The 18,698-nt window shown below is 45.0% G+C and carries 6 protein-coding genes; 2 read left to right on the top strand and 4 right to left on the bottom strand.

Annotation, left to right across the window (positions count from 1 at the left end):
• Positions 1 to 81 precede the first annotated feature (81 nt).
• Genes AB4503_RS12790 through AB4503_RS12800 form a run of 3 tightly spaced genes read right to left on the bottom strand, consistent with a single transcriptional unit; the run spans position 82 to position 15,030 of the window.
• The gene (locus AB4503_RS12790; RefSeq protein WP_372114940.1) at positions 82 to 1,032 is read right to left on the bottom strand and encodes an OmpA family protein; all 951 of its coding nucleotides are present in this window, start codon (positions 1,030 to 1,032) and stop codon (positions 82 to 84) included.
• Positions 1,033 to 1,092: 60 nt separating this feature from the next.
• Positions 1,093 to 4,608 carry a hypothetical protein gene (locus AB4503_RS12795; RefSeq protein WP_372114942.1) on the bottom strand — a complete coding sequence of 1,172 codons (3,516 nt, stop codon included), beginning with the start codon at positions 4,606 to 4,608 and terminating at the stop codon, positions 1,093 to 1,095.
• Between the two features lie 27 nt (positions 4,609 to 4,635).
• The gene (locus tag AB4503_RS12800; RefSeq protein WP_372115115.1) at positions 4,636 to 15,030 is read right to left on the bottom strand and encodes a hypothetical protein; all 10,395 of its coding nucleotides are present in this window, start codon (positions 15,028 to 15,030) and stop codon (positions 4,636 to 4,638) included.
• Between the two features lie 306 nt (positions 15,031 to 15,336).
• On the opposite strand from AB4503_RS12800, the gene AB4503_RS12805 reads away from it, so the two are divergent.
• Positions 15,337 to 17,196 carry a helix-turn-helix domain-containing protein gene (locus tag AB4503_RS12805; protein WP_372114945.1) on the top strand — a complete coding sequence of 620 codons (1,860 nt, stop codon included), beginning with the start codon at positions 15,337 to 15,339 and terminating at the stop codon, positions 17,194 to 17,196.
• A 28-nt stretch (positions 17,197 to 17,224) separates the two neighbouring features.
• Here AB4503_RS12805 and AB4503_RS12810 read toward each other — a convergent pair whose 3' ends face one another.
• Positions 17,225 to 18,091, bottom strand: coding sequence for a LysR family transcriptional regulator (locus AB4503_RS12810; RefSeq protein ID WP_102333177.1), 867 nt, complete (start codon positions 18,089 to 18,091; stop codon positions 17,225 to 17,227).
• A gap of 141 nt (positions 18,092 to 18,232) precedes the next feature.
• Between AB4503_RS12810 and AB4503_RS12815 the strand changes: the two genes are divergently transcribed.
• Positions 18,233 to 18,607, top strand: a complete 375-nt coding sequence (locus AB4503_RS12815; protein WP_372114948.1) for a nuclear transport factor 2 family protein — start codon at positions 18,233 to 18,235, stop codon at positions 18,605 to 18,607.
• Positions 18,608 to 18,698: the final 91 nt, after the last annotated feature.

Genomic DNA, 18,698 nt, shown 5'->3' on the forward strand with positions numbered 1-18,698 from the left:
CTTAAGTGAACGGCATTACCAACGTATGGGGCTTTTTGCGTTTTATTGTAAAGGCAACTATTCGTTATTCTTCGGTGAACTCTAATCGCTCTCGCTGCTCACCGCTTCTTGTTCACTGCTAGCAAGAGCTTGCTGTTCGGCGGTAATATCAGATTCTTTGAACACAATGAACGCGCGGCGGTTTAATGCATCGGCTTTTTCAGAGCGTTCATTAATCGCAGGCTGCAACTTACCAAATGACTTCACTTCCCAGATGAACTGCTTAGGGTCGAGTTTGGTTTTGAGGTATTCAACCACCGTTTCTGCGCGGCGCTCTGCCAGCTTTTCATTGTAAGAAAGTGAACCCGCTTGGTCGGTGTGCCCTGCCACCATTATGCTACCTTGCAGGCCGCTCAACTTAGTTGTGAAGTCATCTAACTGAGTTAGGTCTTCTTGCTTGAGTACTGACTTATCGAAATCGAAGTGCGGCGTCATTGCCATATAAACTTTACGTTCTGGTTTTGGCGGCTCACAGAAAGGCATCTCTTCGTACTTCTGAGCTTCTTCAAACACGATAAATGCACGGCGGTTCTCCGCTCGGTCTTTATCTGTCTTACCAAACAGAAGAGGTTGAGTCTCACCAAGATGTTTCACTTCCCAGTCATATTGCGTTGGGTCTAGTTGCCCTTTCAAATAATCTGCGACCGATTTAGCACGGCGCTGTGAAAGGCGCTCATTATATTCGAGAGAACCCTTGAAATCAGTATGGCCGACAATCGTGATGCGCCCTTTTAAGCCTCTGATCTCTTTAACAAAGGTATCTAAGTTGATCTTGTCGAGGTCGCGTAATTGATATTTATCAAACGCAAAATGCTCTGCGATGGCGATGTGCACCTCACGCTCTGGCGCCAAACACTCGCTTATTAAAAACTTAGACACATCGATGCCAGCAAACTTGTCTCGGTTCTCCTGACTCACATAGGTGTCGGTTGCACAGCCGGAAAGCAGCAAAGTACTCATCACTGCGCTTATTAGGAAAATAATTGTTTTCATCTTACTCTTAACTGTCACTTTGAATTCTCAACTCTTAACTTTCGACCCACTTGGGCAGGCTTAGATCTTACCGACTAAGTTAATGAACACACCAGATGCGTCGTAGTCATCATCATTGGTTAAGTCACTATCAAACGCAGAGAAGTTATAACCAATCCCCATTTTGAAGTTCTCGCCGATGTGCTTGTTCACCGAAACTAATGCACCGTGTTCTAGCTCATCGTTGAGAGTGTCTGTTTTCCAGTGGTATTCACCCGTCACATCCCACTCTTTCATCACGCGGTAAGAAGCACTTAATCCGTATAGGTCGATATCGCTTTTGACCAACTCATTCGAACCAGACGCTCGTTCAAAAGCTTGCTGTTTGTCTTTATGGGCGTACTTAGTACCGACGTCCCAGTGTTGGTCGATTGAATAGATCGCTTCAACTTCAATGATCTGGCTGGTTTCATCTTGATAATCCACATCGCGATCCAGTTGATCGAAATCTGCAATGTAGGTGTAGCGGCTCAGTAAGTTGAGTCGATCGTTGTAGATCGGACGATACGCTAGTCCACCGGTCGCTTCAGTGAATTGCGCCATGGTTTCGCCCGTTGTTTCACTTTCGGTGATGGAGTAGTTGTACTTGCCGAACAATGTGTACTCTTCCGTTAAGTGATGCGTGTAACGGTTGGTCGTCACGATTTGTTGCAGCTCTCGCTGAGCGATGTCAGGGTCGTCTTCACTCTTATCCACTCGATATTCAAATTTGTGGCTTAGGGTGATGTCATCTAGGTCAATTGAAGCATTGAAGCTGATGGACTCACGCTCTGTGGTGATGCTCTGGTCATCTTCAATTTCCCCAAGCTGATAACCGATCCCCATCTCGACATCTTCCGTCACATCGTAGCCAAAGCCGTACGAGTCGATACGGCCATGACCATCGTTTTCATCAACAAACTGGTTCTCTTGGTAGAAATCGACACTGCTAGTCAGGTCTGCACGCTGACCAACAATCACGTTGTTTTGGCCTTCGTAGTTATCATCTACATAAGTTACGTAGGTTGAGTGGTCATCGGATACATCGTAAGTCACAGTCGCTTCTGCTACTTGGCCTCGGTCGCCATCGGTGTATTCGCCACCAAGAGACAAGTCTTCCAACACTTGGAATTCAGCACCAATCGACGCGCTGTCGTTTTCATCATAGTCATCCGACTGGTCGACGGTCTTTTGCCCTTTGACGTAAACGCTGTTCTCACTGTCCCACATGTATTCCAAACGCACACCCGCTAAGGTGGCATCACTGTGCTCGTCGTTTTGGTTAAGCTCTTCAGTTTGTTGCCCTGCCGCCGAAACCTTAATGTGCTCGGTGATTTTAACTTGAGTCTCAATCTCAATCGTTTCAGTATCTGTTTCTAGATTACCATCGACATCGCGCTCTTCATTGGTCGAGAAGCGAGAGAGAACCGCCAAGCGATCAGTAGCTTGTAAACGAACTTCAGCACCGTATGCCTCTTGCTCTAGATCATCGCTGCTGCTCGCGTAGCTGTATCCCGCGTCTTTGTCTCGATACCAAAGTTTCAGGTCATTACCAACAGCACCAAAAATGGTTGGAGCAAGATCATAAAGGCTGGTGACAGCTGTGATTTGGACACTGTCGCCCTCGCGGTCTTCCAATGTGTCGCCAATTGGCGTAAAGGTTAAGCCGCCATCAACAGAGACAAAATTCGACTCAGTTTGAGTACCTTCACTGTGTGCAAACTCAGCCTTAATGTAGGTACCTTCTGTTGCACGCAACGTTAAGTCCGTACCGTAAGACTCGTAGTCTTGGTTGTCCTTTTCTTGAGTTGCATACGTCACGCCAACACCAACGTAATCGTTGATCCAACCTTTAGCACGACCACCGTAAGACATCGCGTCTAATGAATCTGAACCTTGTGGAACATACTCATAATCGACAACCAGAAAGTTTTCGTAATCATCGCCGTTTTCAATCACGCTACCAAAGCTATCGGATAGGATGTTGTCGAGTGGCTTGGTCAAAATAATTCGACCTTGGTATGGGTCAAAATCATAGTCGACACCCGGCTCAAGTGGGATTTCATTCTGCACTAGGCCAGATTCATCTTTTACTTTTACATAAACCTTGTCGCTTCCTGGTACCGCTTCACCATGACGAAGAAAGTACAGAGAACCGCCTGTGCCCAAGAACTCATCGTGTGCATACAACGAGTCTGCTTCTGCGGTAAAACCAACCACGTTCAAACGATCTTCACCATATTGTGTAGTATCGCGAGTGCGATAATCGGCTTTGAAACCATAGAGGCTACGGTTGTAATCGTTGTTCTCGGTGCCTGTTAAACCCGTGTTGTAGTTACCCCACAAGTATTGAGACTTATCGTATTCAACATTGAGGTAAACCTTGCCTTTGGTGTTGACCACTTTTTCGATGTTTGAGCTGTCACCATAGTTACCGTAATAAAGCTCATCGTCGTCTTCGAGGATATCGAACACATCCGAATCGTCGGAGGCGAACGGATGTTTGAACATGTCTTTGATTTCACTTTCTCGCGTATCAAAGTGAGTCGTTACACGAAGTTTGTCGCCAAATTTACCCTGACCAAAGTACGCTAAGCGACCTTGGTTGTAGATGTCATCTTGGTACTGGTCATCGACACTTAATGCATCGCTATTACCAGACACATTGTTCTTACCAACATAAAGATCAGCCAAACCGGTTTGTGCGTAGTACGTATCTGGAATACGAACGTAAAGCTTGTAACGACGTTCATCACCGTTATCAAACACAACCTTGGTAGGGAAAATGTAGGAGTCTGTAGGTAAGTACTGCTCTGCGTATAAGTTGCCGTCTTCGACATCAAATTCATCTTCACCGATGATAACTTTATCAACGCCTTTCAAACCGGTACCAATGAACTTGGCTAAACCCGCATTGGTCGGGATGTTATGACGCATCAACTTAGCTTGGCCGTAGCTTTTATCTTTACTCTCTTCATCGTCGTTATCGTTTCGATCGATCTCGACTTCAGAGTCCGGCTTGACTAAGTCAGTCACACCAACGGTGGTCACATCCATGTTGCCATCTTTGTCCCACGCTTTTAGGCGGAACATCAGCTGCTCACCGACCTCAAACTGATAATCAACATCAATTTGACCATCCCAATTGATGTCAGAGTCGTTCGCCAGTTTGTCGCCTTCAAGCACAGCGATTGGCTCAGACAAGCCAAAGTCACCCACTCGGTACACTTCCAACTGGTACTTTTTGATGTAGTAACCATAGTTAGTCGTGATGGTGAAACCGACACTGTCTCGCAGTGCGCCCTGCTCGACTTCCAACTCATCGCTGACACTGACATCTAATACTGGGTCAAAGCGAGTGATGTCACGGCTTGCCCAAATAGCGCCTTGTTCTAGGTAAATACGCGAACTATCTTGATCTTGGTTCGGCTTAGTGATTTCAATGCCAGTCGTCTCAGAACCGAGTTTTTCAAGCTTACCTGTGTCTTTCGCTACCGCCATCACAGGAATGGCCGTTAACACACACGTCGCTAAACGAGACTTACTAAATACTTTCATACAATTTCCAGTTACGGTTCCAATGGCTTACTTCTGTTCACTTTGTTGGTCTTTGCGATGAACGCTAAAGTTGAACTTGGTGAGCTTGTTCGGGGTAATTCGCAACACTTTTGGGTTTTCGCTCACCACTTCCATGGAGGTGGAGAGCGAATCAGTGTCCAACTTCACGAGGAAGTTCTTACCTTTCTTATTGAGTACCCATTGGTCGGGCACGTGGTAACGACCGTACTGGTCTGTGTAAATAACGATTCCCTCAACCGTCATCAACTTAACGCCCGGAATACCATCTTCGTAAATACCTTTGTTCTCGATAACGATTTCCCACAGGTAATCCTCGCCATCGCGATACAGGTTTCTGGTTACGTTGAGGTTTTCCGCGCTCAGTCCCTTTTTCTTGTCCGATTCGTGCTTAAACTGAATCTGACCTTGTGCGTCGAACTCGATACGAGAGCCCGCATCGGTTGTGACGTAGAAATCAAAGCTTTGCTGTGTGCGAGTTTTAAATTGAATCACCACTTTGCTGGTTTCTGGCAGTGTTCGGTTCACTGAATGTCCCCAAAGGTCACCAAGCTCCAAACCTTGTTCAAGTGCAGTGGTTATCGCACCATCTTGAATAGCAACGTCTTGACCATCACGAATGATGTGCGTCGAATCAGCGATGTAGCCTTGTGTTGCTAAGTTCGCAGTTAGCTCAACATCAAACGCGGTTGCATCAGCTTGGAATCCATCTTTGTTATGATCTTCAAAAACTTTACCGATGATCGATGAGGTATCGAACACCTTGTCCGGCTCAATGGTCACTTTGGCGGTGTCTTCATTAGAAACAGCCGAGCCATCAACCTTCGCTACTGCGGTGTTGATGTAATCACCAAAAGTGGCACCTACCGAGACACGCAATAAGTAACGAATACGCAGCTTCTCGCCCGGATCAAAGTTCAACGATGTGAACATTAACTTGCCCGTATCTGATGGATCTTGAGAGATAACCTGATCGTCTTCCGTACCGAACTCACCATCAATGCCGCTTAGCACAACTTCTGATGTATCCACGATGTATTTCAGACCACCTGGGTAACGGTCTTCCACAGTCACGTTCTTAAAGTAAGATTCATTGTTGTTCTCAACGATGATCTCGTACTCAACCGCATCACCCACTTGCGCGGTATCTTGCAACGCAGACTTGGTCAGCTCCAACTCTCCAGAATTATCAGGAATCTTCTTGATATGAGTAGTTACACTGTCGCTGGTTTCGGTACCGTCAGATTCGGTCGCCGTAAAGGTATTGGTAATGTCGTCATCCAAGCCCTTACCTAGCGTACCCACGACCTCAAACGCGTAAGCATTTCGTTTGTTGGATTTCAGGTTAACGGTAGTGTCTAAGTCTTTATTCGACGGGAAAGAATGACGCTGAATAACCGCGCCTGAGTCGTCGACTTCCACACCTTCAATTGTCCAATCGGTAAAGACTTTATTAGCAGTGCTGTTTTGTAGCTCACTGATCTCATCGGTTAGACGAACATTGGCCGCGTTACCTTGACCATTGTTAGTCACGGCTAAGTAATAAGTGACACTGTCATCATCTTCGGTGTATTCAGGTTTATCTGAACGTTTTTCAACAACCAGATCAGCACCCACTGGCGGTAAATCCAAAGCCGATACTTGGTCTGCCACTGCCTGCATCGAGGTTTCAGACGCCAACATGCCCTTAGAACGAGCGCGCATCGCTGGGCTACCAGTTAAGTCGAGGTAGTATCCAAGCACATCGATATTAGTCAGCATGTCTTCGTTGACCGTCAATGTGAACGTGTAATCAATCTTGCCGCCCGGCGATATGTCGACCAAGGTGAACAGGTCTTTGTCGTCATCAAAGGTGCCAGGTTGAGTTTCAGCCCCTTCTGATGTTGCCGTTAGTGTCCATTCATCAAACGCATTACTAAGATTACCATCAATATGATCACCCATGGATTCAGAGAACTGGGTGTAAAGCGCGACATCTTTGGCTATACCTCGGCCTATGTTTTGCACCACTAAGTGATACTCAACCTGCTCTCCCGGCACGTAATACGGGGCATCGGTAAACAGCTCAGCTTGAACCACAGCCGCAACTGTTTGAACTGGAGGACTGATAACATCGCCGCCATCTACTTGCGCAGTATTAATGATGTGTCCGGTCGCGGTATCGACTACGGTGCCTTTTGAGCGGAACACAACTGTGCCGTGCGGTGCAATATCCACACTGTACTCAATCGGGCTAATTTGCTCCGTCGTCGTTCCTACCGTGGTTGACTCAACAACCAAAGAAGTGGTTCCAGCAACAAAAGCAGGCCCAGTGGTACCATCGTAATAGCCCACCTCTATCGTGCTCATGTCATCGACAACACTTAAATCGCTGATGTAGTTGTTAGAGGTGTTTTCAATGGTAACCAAGAATTCCAGCTCACCACCCGGCTCATACTCGGTTTGTACGTTAGTTTTCGTCGCAACAAACTCAGAGTCTTTCGGTGTCATGACTACCGTTGAGTCTTGTGGTGTTCCGTTATAAGTGATGGTTGCCGTGTTACTGATATCGCCAATCGCCGTCGTACGAATCAACGCCTTAACATGGAATGTCACGGTACTTTGTGGCGCCACATCCATACTCACATCGATATCTTCACTCAAGTCGAACGTCTTGGGAGTGACAACAGAGCGATCATCCGAGGCGTCAAAGCTCACTTCCCATAGTAGGAATGCCGACTCTTGTTTATCCGCGGTCGTGTCGACTTGAATGTCACTGATGATGTCTTGAAGTTGAACACCAGATGCAAACGCATCAGAGCTGTTGGTTACGGTGATGTCGTAGTTAATCAGCTTGGTTACTTCATACGATGGCGTATCAACCGTCTTCTTGACCGAAACCGTCGCCAACACTGGTGTACTGGTAGCACGGTCATCAAATGTTGTGCCGTCAAAGGTCGCTGATGCGATGTTAGTAATATCGCCTGTCGCCAACGGATTAGTCGCAACTTGAATAGTGAAAACAATGCTGTCTTGAGGCGCAATATCGAGCGTCTCATGAAGGTCTTCACCACGGGTTGCATCCGGTACTGGGGTTTCACCGGTTGTCGATACCGCCGATATTTGGATTGAAGCAGGGTCAAAAGCTTGTTCAGTCGTACCACCTGCAATCGTGGTTTCAACCGACTTCAGCGCATCTTCAATAGCAACATCTTCAGCCCAACCTAAGCCATTATTCTTAACGGTCACGGTGTACTGAAGTGTTTCTCCCGGAAGGTACTCTGCTTTATCGACATCTTTAGTGATCTCAACTTGCGCATCTTCTGGAATGTAGGTCGCGTCTGCAGAGTGCTCACCGTCGTCGCTATCAACTTTAACGACGTTAGTGATCTCGCCTTTGGCCTTATCATTAACAGTGTTGGTCACGACAAATGAATAACTGTCACCCGGGTGAATGCTGTAAGTCGCACTATAACCCTGTGCGTTATTAACCACATCTTTGCGAGCGTTCAGGGCTGGATCGCCACTGCCATCAAGCTGTTCGTCGCTAATGATCCAATTACCTGTCAACGCTTGCTCTTGATCTGGGCTGTTAGCCACCTCTGTCATGATGGTATCGATGCGATCCGTCAGGACTTGATCGACAAGGTAACCTTCACCTGTGTTAGCCACGGTGATCTTGTATGAGATAGGTTGACCCGGTTGATACTTAGCATCAGGTTCTGCAATTGGCGTCGTTTCTTTGGTTAGAACCAATTGACCCGACTTCGGCGTGATAAAGCCTTCTCGTAAGCGAGCGATCTTCGAATCGTCCAAACCATGTCGTAGATAAGCCGTATTGGTAAAGCGCCCAATCGCATCATCACGAACCTTACCTTGAACGTGAATACGGACAGCTGTGTACTTATCACCACCACCCGTACCAGCATCGTCACGCCCAGCCATCTTGATCGATTCAACAGGTAAATCGATGTCTGGACTGTTTTGACCAACTAGCTTATCTAACTCTGAAAAATCATTAGCGTCAGGGTCTGATGGCGCGGAGTTATAAAGCACATTGTAATCGACGCTCCACTCCGTGAGTGCGGTTTGCATCGAACCATCGACAGTTTCGACTTCGAAGCCACTGATGATGTCGCGGATTGAAAACAGGCCAGAATCCACATCATCGTTGGTAATATCGATGTAGTAATTCACCGTTCCACCAGGTACGTACGTAGGTGTATCTGTCCACTTATCAACTAGAATGTTCGAGCGGCCAGGGTTGAGGACAATATCGTTGGTGTTATCGCCATTCACTTGTGCTGTATTGGTGATGGTACCTGTCGCTGACGTAGACACTCTGCCTTTCACGTCAAATACAATGTGCTCACCTGGGCGAAGGTCGACAGTTGCATTCAATGGTACACTGCCGTTGTAGTTACCTCGTACGTCATAAGAACCAACAGGTTCCACAGCAATCGCGGTGGTCCATTCAGAGAACGCATCATCACCATCTTCGGTTTTGATGGTATGAATAGCATCGATAACACTCACGTCATTCGCGATGCTATCACCCGTATTCTCTAGCGTAACTTGATACTCAACATCCCCGCGAGGTGCGTAGGTACAGCTACTGCCATCGTTTGAAGGAACTGAACAACCAGCCGATTCACCATCGGTGTAAACCAAGGTTTTGAAATAGTCGAGCTCAGCTTCTTGAGGTGGGATAGTTTCTGACGTCGCAGACTCATTTTCTGCCGTCACTCGGTTGGCTTCGATAGTTCCCAAAGCGTCATCACGGATAACACCCGTTAAGTTAAACGTCAGTATTTCACCTGCGGCAATATCGGTTTCAATATTCAGGTTATTGTTTGGGTTATAGCTAGGAACATAGGTATCGACGTTGGCATCAATACCATTACTGATTTCGTGAATGATATCGCCCGAAACAAAGGCAGACTCCATTGTTCCGCCAATAACCTCAACTTGGATATCCTTTACCGTGTCTTTGATTTGAATATCATTCGCCCAACCGTTTTCAGTGTTAGTGACCACAAATTCATACTCAACTTCGTCACCCGGCAGATAGGTATCCCCATCATTGAACGGGTTGCCGTTAATCGACACCACGCGTTTTTCAACACTGATATTATTTCCTAGTGGCATTAGAGTCGCAGTACGAACCTTACCGTCATAATTCGCTTTGTTTTGAATATCGCCCAACGCATCCTCACGAATCTCAGCATGGATGGTGAACGTTAGGCTTTCTTGAGGCGCGATAACAATGTCGTTATCAATATTGACGTTATTACCAGAAACGAAGTCAACCGCGTCTGTAATCGAACCTACCGCTGCCGTTTTTTCTAGCTGCACTTCCCAACCAGATAAAAATGGCTGGCCGACAGGGTCAGTGCCAGACGTCGAGGCATCTTCTGCAATGCGAGTCTGAATTGCAGAAATAGTATCTTCAAGGCGAGAACCATACTCAATACCATTACCCGTGTTCTTAATTTGAACTCGGTAGTAAACCTCACTTTCACCAGCGACTTGAGAATACTCAGTCTTTGCCGAGGAGAGGCCTGCGTCATAAAATGCTTTCTTAGAGAACGAAATTTCAGGCTCAGCCATCTTTGCAGGTGGAGATACGGCAATTAGTTCATTTCCGTCATCTTCATCGATGTACGCTCGGTTAGTGAAAGAACCTACTGCTTTCGGACTGATTTTGGCCTTGATGACGTAACGCACAAACGATGACAATACTACACCGCCAAAGTTGTCTGCCGATATATCAAAGTGCGTATCAATCGGTTGATTGTCTTTAATCGAGTTATCTACATCAGGATCTGAAATCCCCGATCCATCAGCGAAAGTTTCAATCGTCCAACTATCAAACGCCGAACCGCGAGTTCCATCGTAGTATTGAGTCGTTATCTGGTCGATATCATCACGCAGGCTAATGTCATCAACGTGCGCCGATGCGATGTTCTCGATTAGGATTTCATACTCGATGTAGCCGCCAGGCATGTAATTGGTAGCACCAACCAACTCATTACCATCCGTGTCGTAGTAAGCCAGAATGTTTTTTTCGTAATCAATTTTGCGACCAGTTTGCGAAATATTATGAGATATCGTGTCGCCATCGACGGTTAGAACGTTAACAACATCACCATTGGCTTTGTCATTGATGGTCGCGACAACTTGGTACTCAAGCTTAGCGCCCATCGGAATATCGGCTTCAACATTTAGGTTACTGTTGGTTGATGTGTAAACATTGCCAGCACCTGCGCCCGCATCCACATACTCAGAATCAGTTCCAGTTGCGATCGATGTGATGGTCCAATCTGAATACGCTGGTCCTGTATTACCATCCACTAAGCTGACCGTAATATCTTCGAGGTTATCGACGATTGGAATATCGTGAGCGTTACCTTTGCCGTCATTCTCAATCACTAAGTGATAGGTCACGGTTTGAGCGGGCTCGTACACCGCTTCATCAGTCGTTTTATCAAAATCTAAATGGTAGCCATCGGGAATCACGACGGTATCTCGATAATGAATATCACCGACCGCATCCGGTCTTACGGTACCTGTTACTGTGTAAGTCACGTCTTCGCCAGCATCGATATCAATCGAGGTTACGATGTCAGTGTCGTTCGCAACATCACCGTCTTTGGTACCATCTGTTGTACCCGCGTTCGCAGGATCGCTCTTAGCAACCGCCACCGTAAACTTGTTTGAACCTACCGAATCATCGAAAAATGGATTACCTGAATTGCCATCTTGTAGCTCCACTGATATGTCATTAATCAGTTCGTTAACGTCTACGTTGTTTCGATAACCATGTCCATCTTGAGAGTTGTACCTAATGGTATAAGTCAACTCATCTCCCGGAGAGTAGCGGTTAATGTTAGTAGTGCGAACAACGCCGCCGTTATTATGTACCTGATGGTTTTCAGCCACGGCACGTTTGGCATACTCACAATCGTCAGTACAACCGGCATTATCATCATGAATCAGCACGGCTTCGTTGCGGATTATGCCGCCGTCTCTGTCCGCTACACCGTTAGATACCGCATTGTCTTTGACATGCGCCTTAATACGCACCGTGACAAAGTCTTTGGCCGGAATTGAAACTGGGAACTCCACATCTTCAGTCGTTTGAGGGCCGAAACCAGAGCCAGTATCAACAGACCAATAGTCAAACGGGTTTTGATTAAGAACATCTTCTACTTCACCATCTTTATCATTCGCTAGCGTAGTAGTGATCTCACTCAGGCGATCCATGAAGATAAGATCGGTCTCATCAGTGTCGCTGTTATTGCCAATAACGATGGTGTAGGTGAGATCTTCACCCGGCGTGTAGCGGACAACATCGGTCGTTTTGGCTAATGAAACATTGATGTCATAGGTACTGTGTGAGTTATCTATTTGAGCGGAAGAGCTGTGGTCACGGTCTGTAATAGGATCGTAAACATCAACACGGTTCGATACTTGTTCTTCTTCATAGTCAGACTTAACAATGCCGCTCACCTCATAGTGAACCCACCCTCCGGGAGTGATATCAACGTCGGTATCGATGTCAGTGTCGTTAGCAATGTCACCGTAACGAGAACCCGGTTTATCTGTGTTGGTCGAACCTACAATTGTCCAACTATTAAAGAAGTTAAGCGCTGAAATACTATCTTGTACCGTTGCGTCATTTGCATAGCCAACACCGCGGTTATAGATATAAATATCGAACGTAGCGCGCTCACCTACAACAAAGTCGGTATTTTGAGCGGTCTTAGCGACTACAAGATTCGGCTCGCTAGGATAGGTACGTACCGTATCCGATAGATTAGTATCTGGTCCCGTCACTGTTGCGGTATTGGTGAATGCTCCCCAAAGAATCTCACTGTCGACACTGCGATCGAGTGTCCCAACAATGGTATAAGTAATCGTCGCACCTGGCGGGAGCTGAGCGGTGGCATCCAGATCATTGTTATCCGAGAACGATCCAGGGTCAGTCACGGCTTTCACCCACGGGGAGTCTGCCTCTCTTTCTGCACTGATCGTCCACGAAGAGAACACGGGCTTGGTTTCACCCGGCTCGTGAAGTAACTCTGCTTCTATGGTACTGATTTCATCTTTAACATTGATGTTAGAGGCGAAACCGTTCCCTGCTGGGTTGGTAATGCTGATCGTATAAGTGACAGTATTGGTGGTGTCGGTATACGCGTTTTGTTCGTTATGGCCATCAACACGCTTATCCAATACTAAGTAGTAATCTCGTGGGTATGAGCCTCTGTCGGAATAAAGCACGCTGTCGACTGTCACTTCATTACGGATTTCATCATCGGCAATGGGGTTTACGATCGCCGCAATGCTATAAACGATCTTATCGTGTGGGGCCAACTTAGCCTTCTCGTCCAAGATAAGTTTATTGCTTTGATTACCTTCAATTTGACCAGTAAAGCCGGGATCACTGTTTGTCGAAATTGAGCCGTCAGAGGCATAGGATTTCGCAGTAATAACCCAGCTCAAATATGCTTTAGTCGGTGTATCGTTAATAGACTGAGTCATGACAGAGACTAAATCATCATAAACCGGTACATCAATCGCGTAGCCGTCACCGTTATTCTCTACCGTGATGTCGTAGTTCAGGGTACCGCCAGCTGAGTAGTAACGAGAATCCACTTCCTTTTGGACTTTTAATTTCGAGTTTGGCATTTGTATACCAGAGCCTGACTCGCCTAAGTTATCCCCTAAGCACAAGCCCGCATCGGTACCATCATCAACAATCTGCCCCACACTGGTGTCTGCCACTTTTGCGGTCAGCTTATAATGAACGAAACCCTCAGGTGCGAGGTCGACTTTCAAATTGATGTCGTTTGTTGTCCAAGTATTGTAATTAAATGAGCCATAGTTCGATCCGTCACCACTTCTATCAGCGACTTCAAGCTTCCACTCGGAAAATGCTGAAGCATTAGAGCCATCCGCTTGCTCTGTCACGATACAAGCAAATTTATCGACAACTTCGATATCGTTGGCGAAGAACTCTGTGTCCTTGTTAGAAATAACAATGTCATAGACCACTTCGCTATCACCGACTATCCCCGGAACATAAGTCGTATCTGTGGTGTTCTTATTACGTGTAATTTGACTTGATGACGTCGTCAGAACGTCTTTCGAATCGAGAATATTGGCCAAAGCATCGCCAGAATCTGCGTGGCCATCAGCATCAACCACTCGGGCTGCAACTTGGGGAATTTGACCAATAGACACAGGGCTAACGTCCACCACAACGGAATAAACAATCTGCTCACCGGGATAGATAGACACTTTGTCTTCTAGTGACTTGTTGGACTCCTTTCCAGATGCATTGAGTTCAGAAAGGCTATTAGAACCGATCGAGGTCACTTCATTGGTCCAAAAATCGTAAGGGTTACCAACCGTGTCAGTTGCGTTCTTTTCGTTGCTGACATCGTTGCCTAGATCGGTTTCAAGATCCGCAAGAAACTGCTGAACCGAATAATGGTACGCGATACCAGTGTTTGCTTGGTTAGCAACCGTGACCGTATAGGAAAACTCATCGTCGACTAGGTAGTTATCCGATTGGTTCAAGGTATGTGTCAGGGTGATACTAGGCTCAGTGGGTGGAGTGATAACCTCATCAACTGTGACCAAGTCATCGCGTGTTTCAGCGGTTATACCGTCATTAACAATGTCGCCGACTAAATTGTCGGCAACGGTCGCTTGAATTTCGTAAGTCACTGATCCACCTATATCAATCGACGCAGCACTTACTGATAAGTCCCCTGATTCGGCGAAGGTGCCTGGATCGCTTTTGCTGCCTTCAACCTTGCTTACTGAGTTAACGTTGTCAGTAAAGGCTTGTTGCAAAGCCCCTTCAATATTGAGTGCCTTTATGTCTGAAATGACATCTTGAACGTCGATCGTCTGAATAAACGTATCGCCAGTGTTCGAAACCTTAATCTTGTAGGTGAGTTTGTTATTGAGTTGATAGTTCGTCTTATCGACTGAAACAACAACATCATGTTGGTACACACCACGCTGAATGGATTCTGTATTTGATTCAACAGCATCCAATAGCCCAGTGCTCGCACTTGCGACGTTATCAATCGTACCGGCTGCGTCAGCAGAAACGGTGGCGACCATGGTGTAGGTCACCGACCCACCAGCCGCAATACGCACACCTGATGCATCTAAGTTTCCGAAGCGACTGTAATCACCTGGAGATGACAGGAAGGAGGATTGCGCTTGAGTCGAGACTTGCGAGAACGCGCTGACATTATTCCCTTGGTCATCTGTCGTTAAGATATTTAACAGCTCATCCTTAACGTCCAACTCAGCAATAGCTTTATCCGACTCATTCGTTAAAACAAGCGTATAAGCTACCTCTTGGTCGTTGTCATAAGACGCACTGTCAACAGACAGATCCATAACAAGACCCGTTGTGTCCGCATAGGAGGCCAATGGAAACAGCAGAATGGATAAGAAAAAGGCAAGATTGTATCTGAACATTAACGCGCACTTCACAGTAGATTGACAAGTGTCTAGGCAAAAAGCCATAGATTTGACGTCACTAATTTGGCACTTAGCCTATTAGGGACATGCGCAACATACAGTTCAAATAATCCGAACAATTAACATCTGTAAAAAACAAATTACTGAAGATGTTAAATAGAGAATCTGATGTCTAAATTAGAATCAAGACATTGAGTTAATTATCAGAAGGTTAATGTTTTAATGAGTGAGTTTTCACAGTTGTTACGTAACTTCAGAAAGGAACTTCAATTTACACAAACAGAGTTTGCAACCTACTTAAATCAGCTGGACGACGAGTTTAATGCGGTTGACGTCGTAACGATAAATCGTTGGGAAAACAGTAAGGTAAAGCCTAGTACATACAAAGCACTCAAGATCTTACAGTACCTTGGCGGAGATTTATTTGAGATAATAAAGAGCTTTAAATCCGAACAAAAAGACACACTAATCGAACTGTTTTTAAACGAATCCTATGGCTCATTTCAAAGTAGAATTTCAGCTCTATCAGGCCTGAATCAACAACAAGGCAAACGCAACTTTAAGTCACGGCCTTTAATGTCAGAGCCTTGCGACACTGGCGTTATCGACAGAATCAAACTACTTTCTAAATTCACAAAAGTCGATATTTCGCCATTGGACCAAATTGATTTATATCTCTACTACTGTGAGAAAAAAGCACATGGTCACAAACTGATCAATGTAGATGGTGACATTGTGAGTCACAACGTAGGCTTTTTCTTTGAAGACCATCAATTTGAAACATTAAAAACTCAAGAGCTAGATCTAAGAATGGCCTGCTCTTTAAATTCAAGCAAAAGCATAAATTATTTTAATATAAGCTCACACTCAGAGACAAAAGATCATGTTATTGAGCATATAGTTTCAGATATACAGTTACTTTCTCAGAACAAAAACATTAAAAAATATTCTGTTTTAGTAAAAGACCCCAATATGATGAGACTCTTGAAGAGTGTGGGGTTTGAAGTATTTAAATTTTCAGAACCTTCTGCTAAAAAATGTAATATTACATTCAAAAATAAATATTATAGCTACTGTATATTAACGATTGATAAAATAGACTATCTGACTAATCGGAACGTAATGTCACTAATCAAAGATGAATATTCTACCATGATGAAATTTCCGCAATTACTGCGCGAAGCGCGCAAGAAATTGAAGTTAACGCAAAAGGATTTTGCGGCATACATTAATCACTTAGATGATGAATTCAGCTCTGTAGATGTCGTAACGATAAATCGATGGGAAAATAGCAAAGTAAAACCAAGTAATTACAAAGCCCTAAAGTTATTGGACTGCCTTGGTCTGGACTTGTATACAACGTTGAAATCCTTTGATTCAGAAGATAACGAAGACAGTGCATTACTTGAAGACTTCCTTCGTGAGAGGTTCTTTTCGTTTCAAAGCCGAATATCGTCTATCTCTAAAGGGGAAATAGAAGAAGGCTGCGACTGTCAGATCATGCCACTAATGACAGATCAGAATGACAAAGCAGTAATAGATAGAATAAAGCTGATTTCACAATATACAAAGATGGATCCTTCAGCCCTTGATACCATCGACCTGTTTCTCTATTGCAGTGAAAAAAAGGCGCATGGCAGAAAAATGGTCGATGTTAATGGCGATATTGTTAGTCATAGCCTAGGTTTTTTCTTCAACGAAGAGGTGTTCGAGCAATACCAAAATAAGCATCTACATATTAAGCAAGCTTGCTCTTTAGAGTCTAATCATAACTTAAATTACATTGTGGTTAGCGGTCACTCTGAGAAGCGCGAACAATCTATTGCGAACCTGATTTCCGATATGAAGCTTCTTGCAAGCAATACTAAGATCAAGAAATTCTCTATGATGATCAAAAACCCAAATGCATTGGAGCTGATGAAAAACCTTGGGTTTGAAATCTATAAATTCTCAGAACCAACAAAAGAAAAATCGAACATTACCTTCAAGAAAAAAAACTACCGCTATTGCGTACTGACTATCGACAAGATCGAATTACTGAGTAATAAACATGTTATTTCTTTTATTAGTAAATATGGTTAAGCACCGGATTTTACCAACGATAGAAAGCTTATACTAAATTCTGCTTAAGCTTTTCTTCCAACGCATGGATACACAGCTTGATGGCGATAGGCGTATTTGAAGCGAATGGATTTAGCGCATAAACCGTGTTGGTGGGTAATTCAAAGCTTGGCAGCACGTCGACAACATCACCAAATAACTGAGGAATGCAGAAATCTGGAATCACACCGATACCAACACCTGATTTAATCAGTGCAAGGCAACTGTGGAACGAATTGGTGACGCAACTAGCTTGCTGTTGGTAGACAAAGTCCTGCTCAGTTTGAGAACTAAAATGATGAGTCACCTGCTTTCCCTGCCAAGAGTTTGCAATGTAAGGAATCGATTCAAGCTCACGTTCACGCATGCTTTCAACGCCACATAACACATCTTTAAACTCACCTAACCTCTTCTGCTTTAAGTTACTGTCACGAGAACTGCCCACTCGTACCGCGAGATCAATATCGTGCTCCATGAAGTCTAAATGCTGATCGTCGCTTATCAGTTCTGGCTTTAACTTCGGATATTGTTTCATCAGATCGGCAATAACAGGCGCTACCAATAAATCCATCAAGGCATTCGGAGCTGTGATACGAATCCGGCCTTGTGGCTCTTCTAGCTCGGCTTTTGCCATATCCCAAGCCGATTCAGCGATCACATTGATGTCTTTGCAACTCAAATAAAAGCGCTCACCCATGCTTGTCAAAGTTTGTCTTCGTGTTGTGCGTTTAAGGAGAGAGGCGCCTAACTCTTGTTCTAGAATTTTGAGATGTTGACTGACGACAGATTTAGACAACTCTAACTTTTCAGCCGCAGCCGAGACTGAACCCTGATCTACGATATGAGCGAAAATCGACATCTGCTTTAGCTTACTCATCTTATTGTTCTCTTTTTACAAACAGTATTTTCCATTATCTCTGTTTTTAAAATCAATTTCCAAGACTAAACTCAATTCAACTTATCGAAATACCAAATAAAAAAGACAGTGCTCGAAACAAGACTGTTATGGAGAAAGACAATGTTAGACAACCAAATTTTAGAAGCATGTAAGCAAGGCATTAACGCGTGGCAAAAGGCTTTCAACAACCAAGATGCGAAAGGTTGTGCCGATCAATATACTAAAAGCTGTGTAATGGAAGCGCGTCCATTTGGTACTTTTGAAGGTCATGAAGCGATTCAAGCATTTTGGCAAAACATCATCGACCAAGGTTTCAAAGACGTTGATTACACCGATGTAAAATGGGAAGAGCACCCAGACGGCGGTTACATTCTTACCGCGAGTTGGACAATGAGCAAAGCGTTTGGCGTTGTACATCATGAACACTGGGCACTTGAAGCCGATGGCTGCGCTCGCTTAGTCAGCGACAACTTCGAAGTTCAAGGCGAACGCTAGAGCTGTAATTAACAGCTAGAAGCTCAAAAATAGAAACAGAAAACAAAAAGCCAGCAATCCAAATGGACTGCTGGCTTTATAATGTTCACTC

The organism is Vibrio sp. 10N.222.55.B11, from assembly GCF_041473705.1.
Classification (GTDB): Bacteria; Pseudomonadota; Gammaproteobacteria; order Enterobacterales; family Vibrionaceae; genus Vibrio; species Vibrio crassostreae_C.

Coding starts and splice junctions, on each gene's coding strand:
- AB4503_RS12790 (WP_372114940.1), bottom strand. CDS start 1,032: ATGAAAACAATTATTTTCCTAATAAGCGCAGTGATGAGTACTTTGCTG.
- AB4503_RS12795 (WP_372114942.1), bottom strand. CDS start 4,608: ATGAAAGTATTTAGTAAGTCTCGTTTAGCGACGTGTGTGTTAACGGCC.
- AB4503_RS12800 (WP_372115115.1), bottom strand. CDS start 15,030: ATGGATCTGTCTGTTGACAGTGCGTCTTATGACAACGACCAAGAGGTA.
- AB4503_RS12805 (WP_372114945.1), top strand. CDS start 15,337: ATGAGTGAGTTTTCACAGTTGTTACGTAACTTCAGAAAGGAACTTCAA.
- AB4503_RS12810 (WP_102333177.1), bottom strand. CDS start 18,091: ATGAGTAAGCTAAAGCAGATGTCGATTTTCGCTCATATCGTAGATCAG.
- AB4503_RS12815 (WP_372114948.1), top strand. CDS start 18,233: ATGTTAGACAACCAAATTTTAGAAGCATGTAAGCAAGGCATTAACGCG.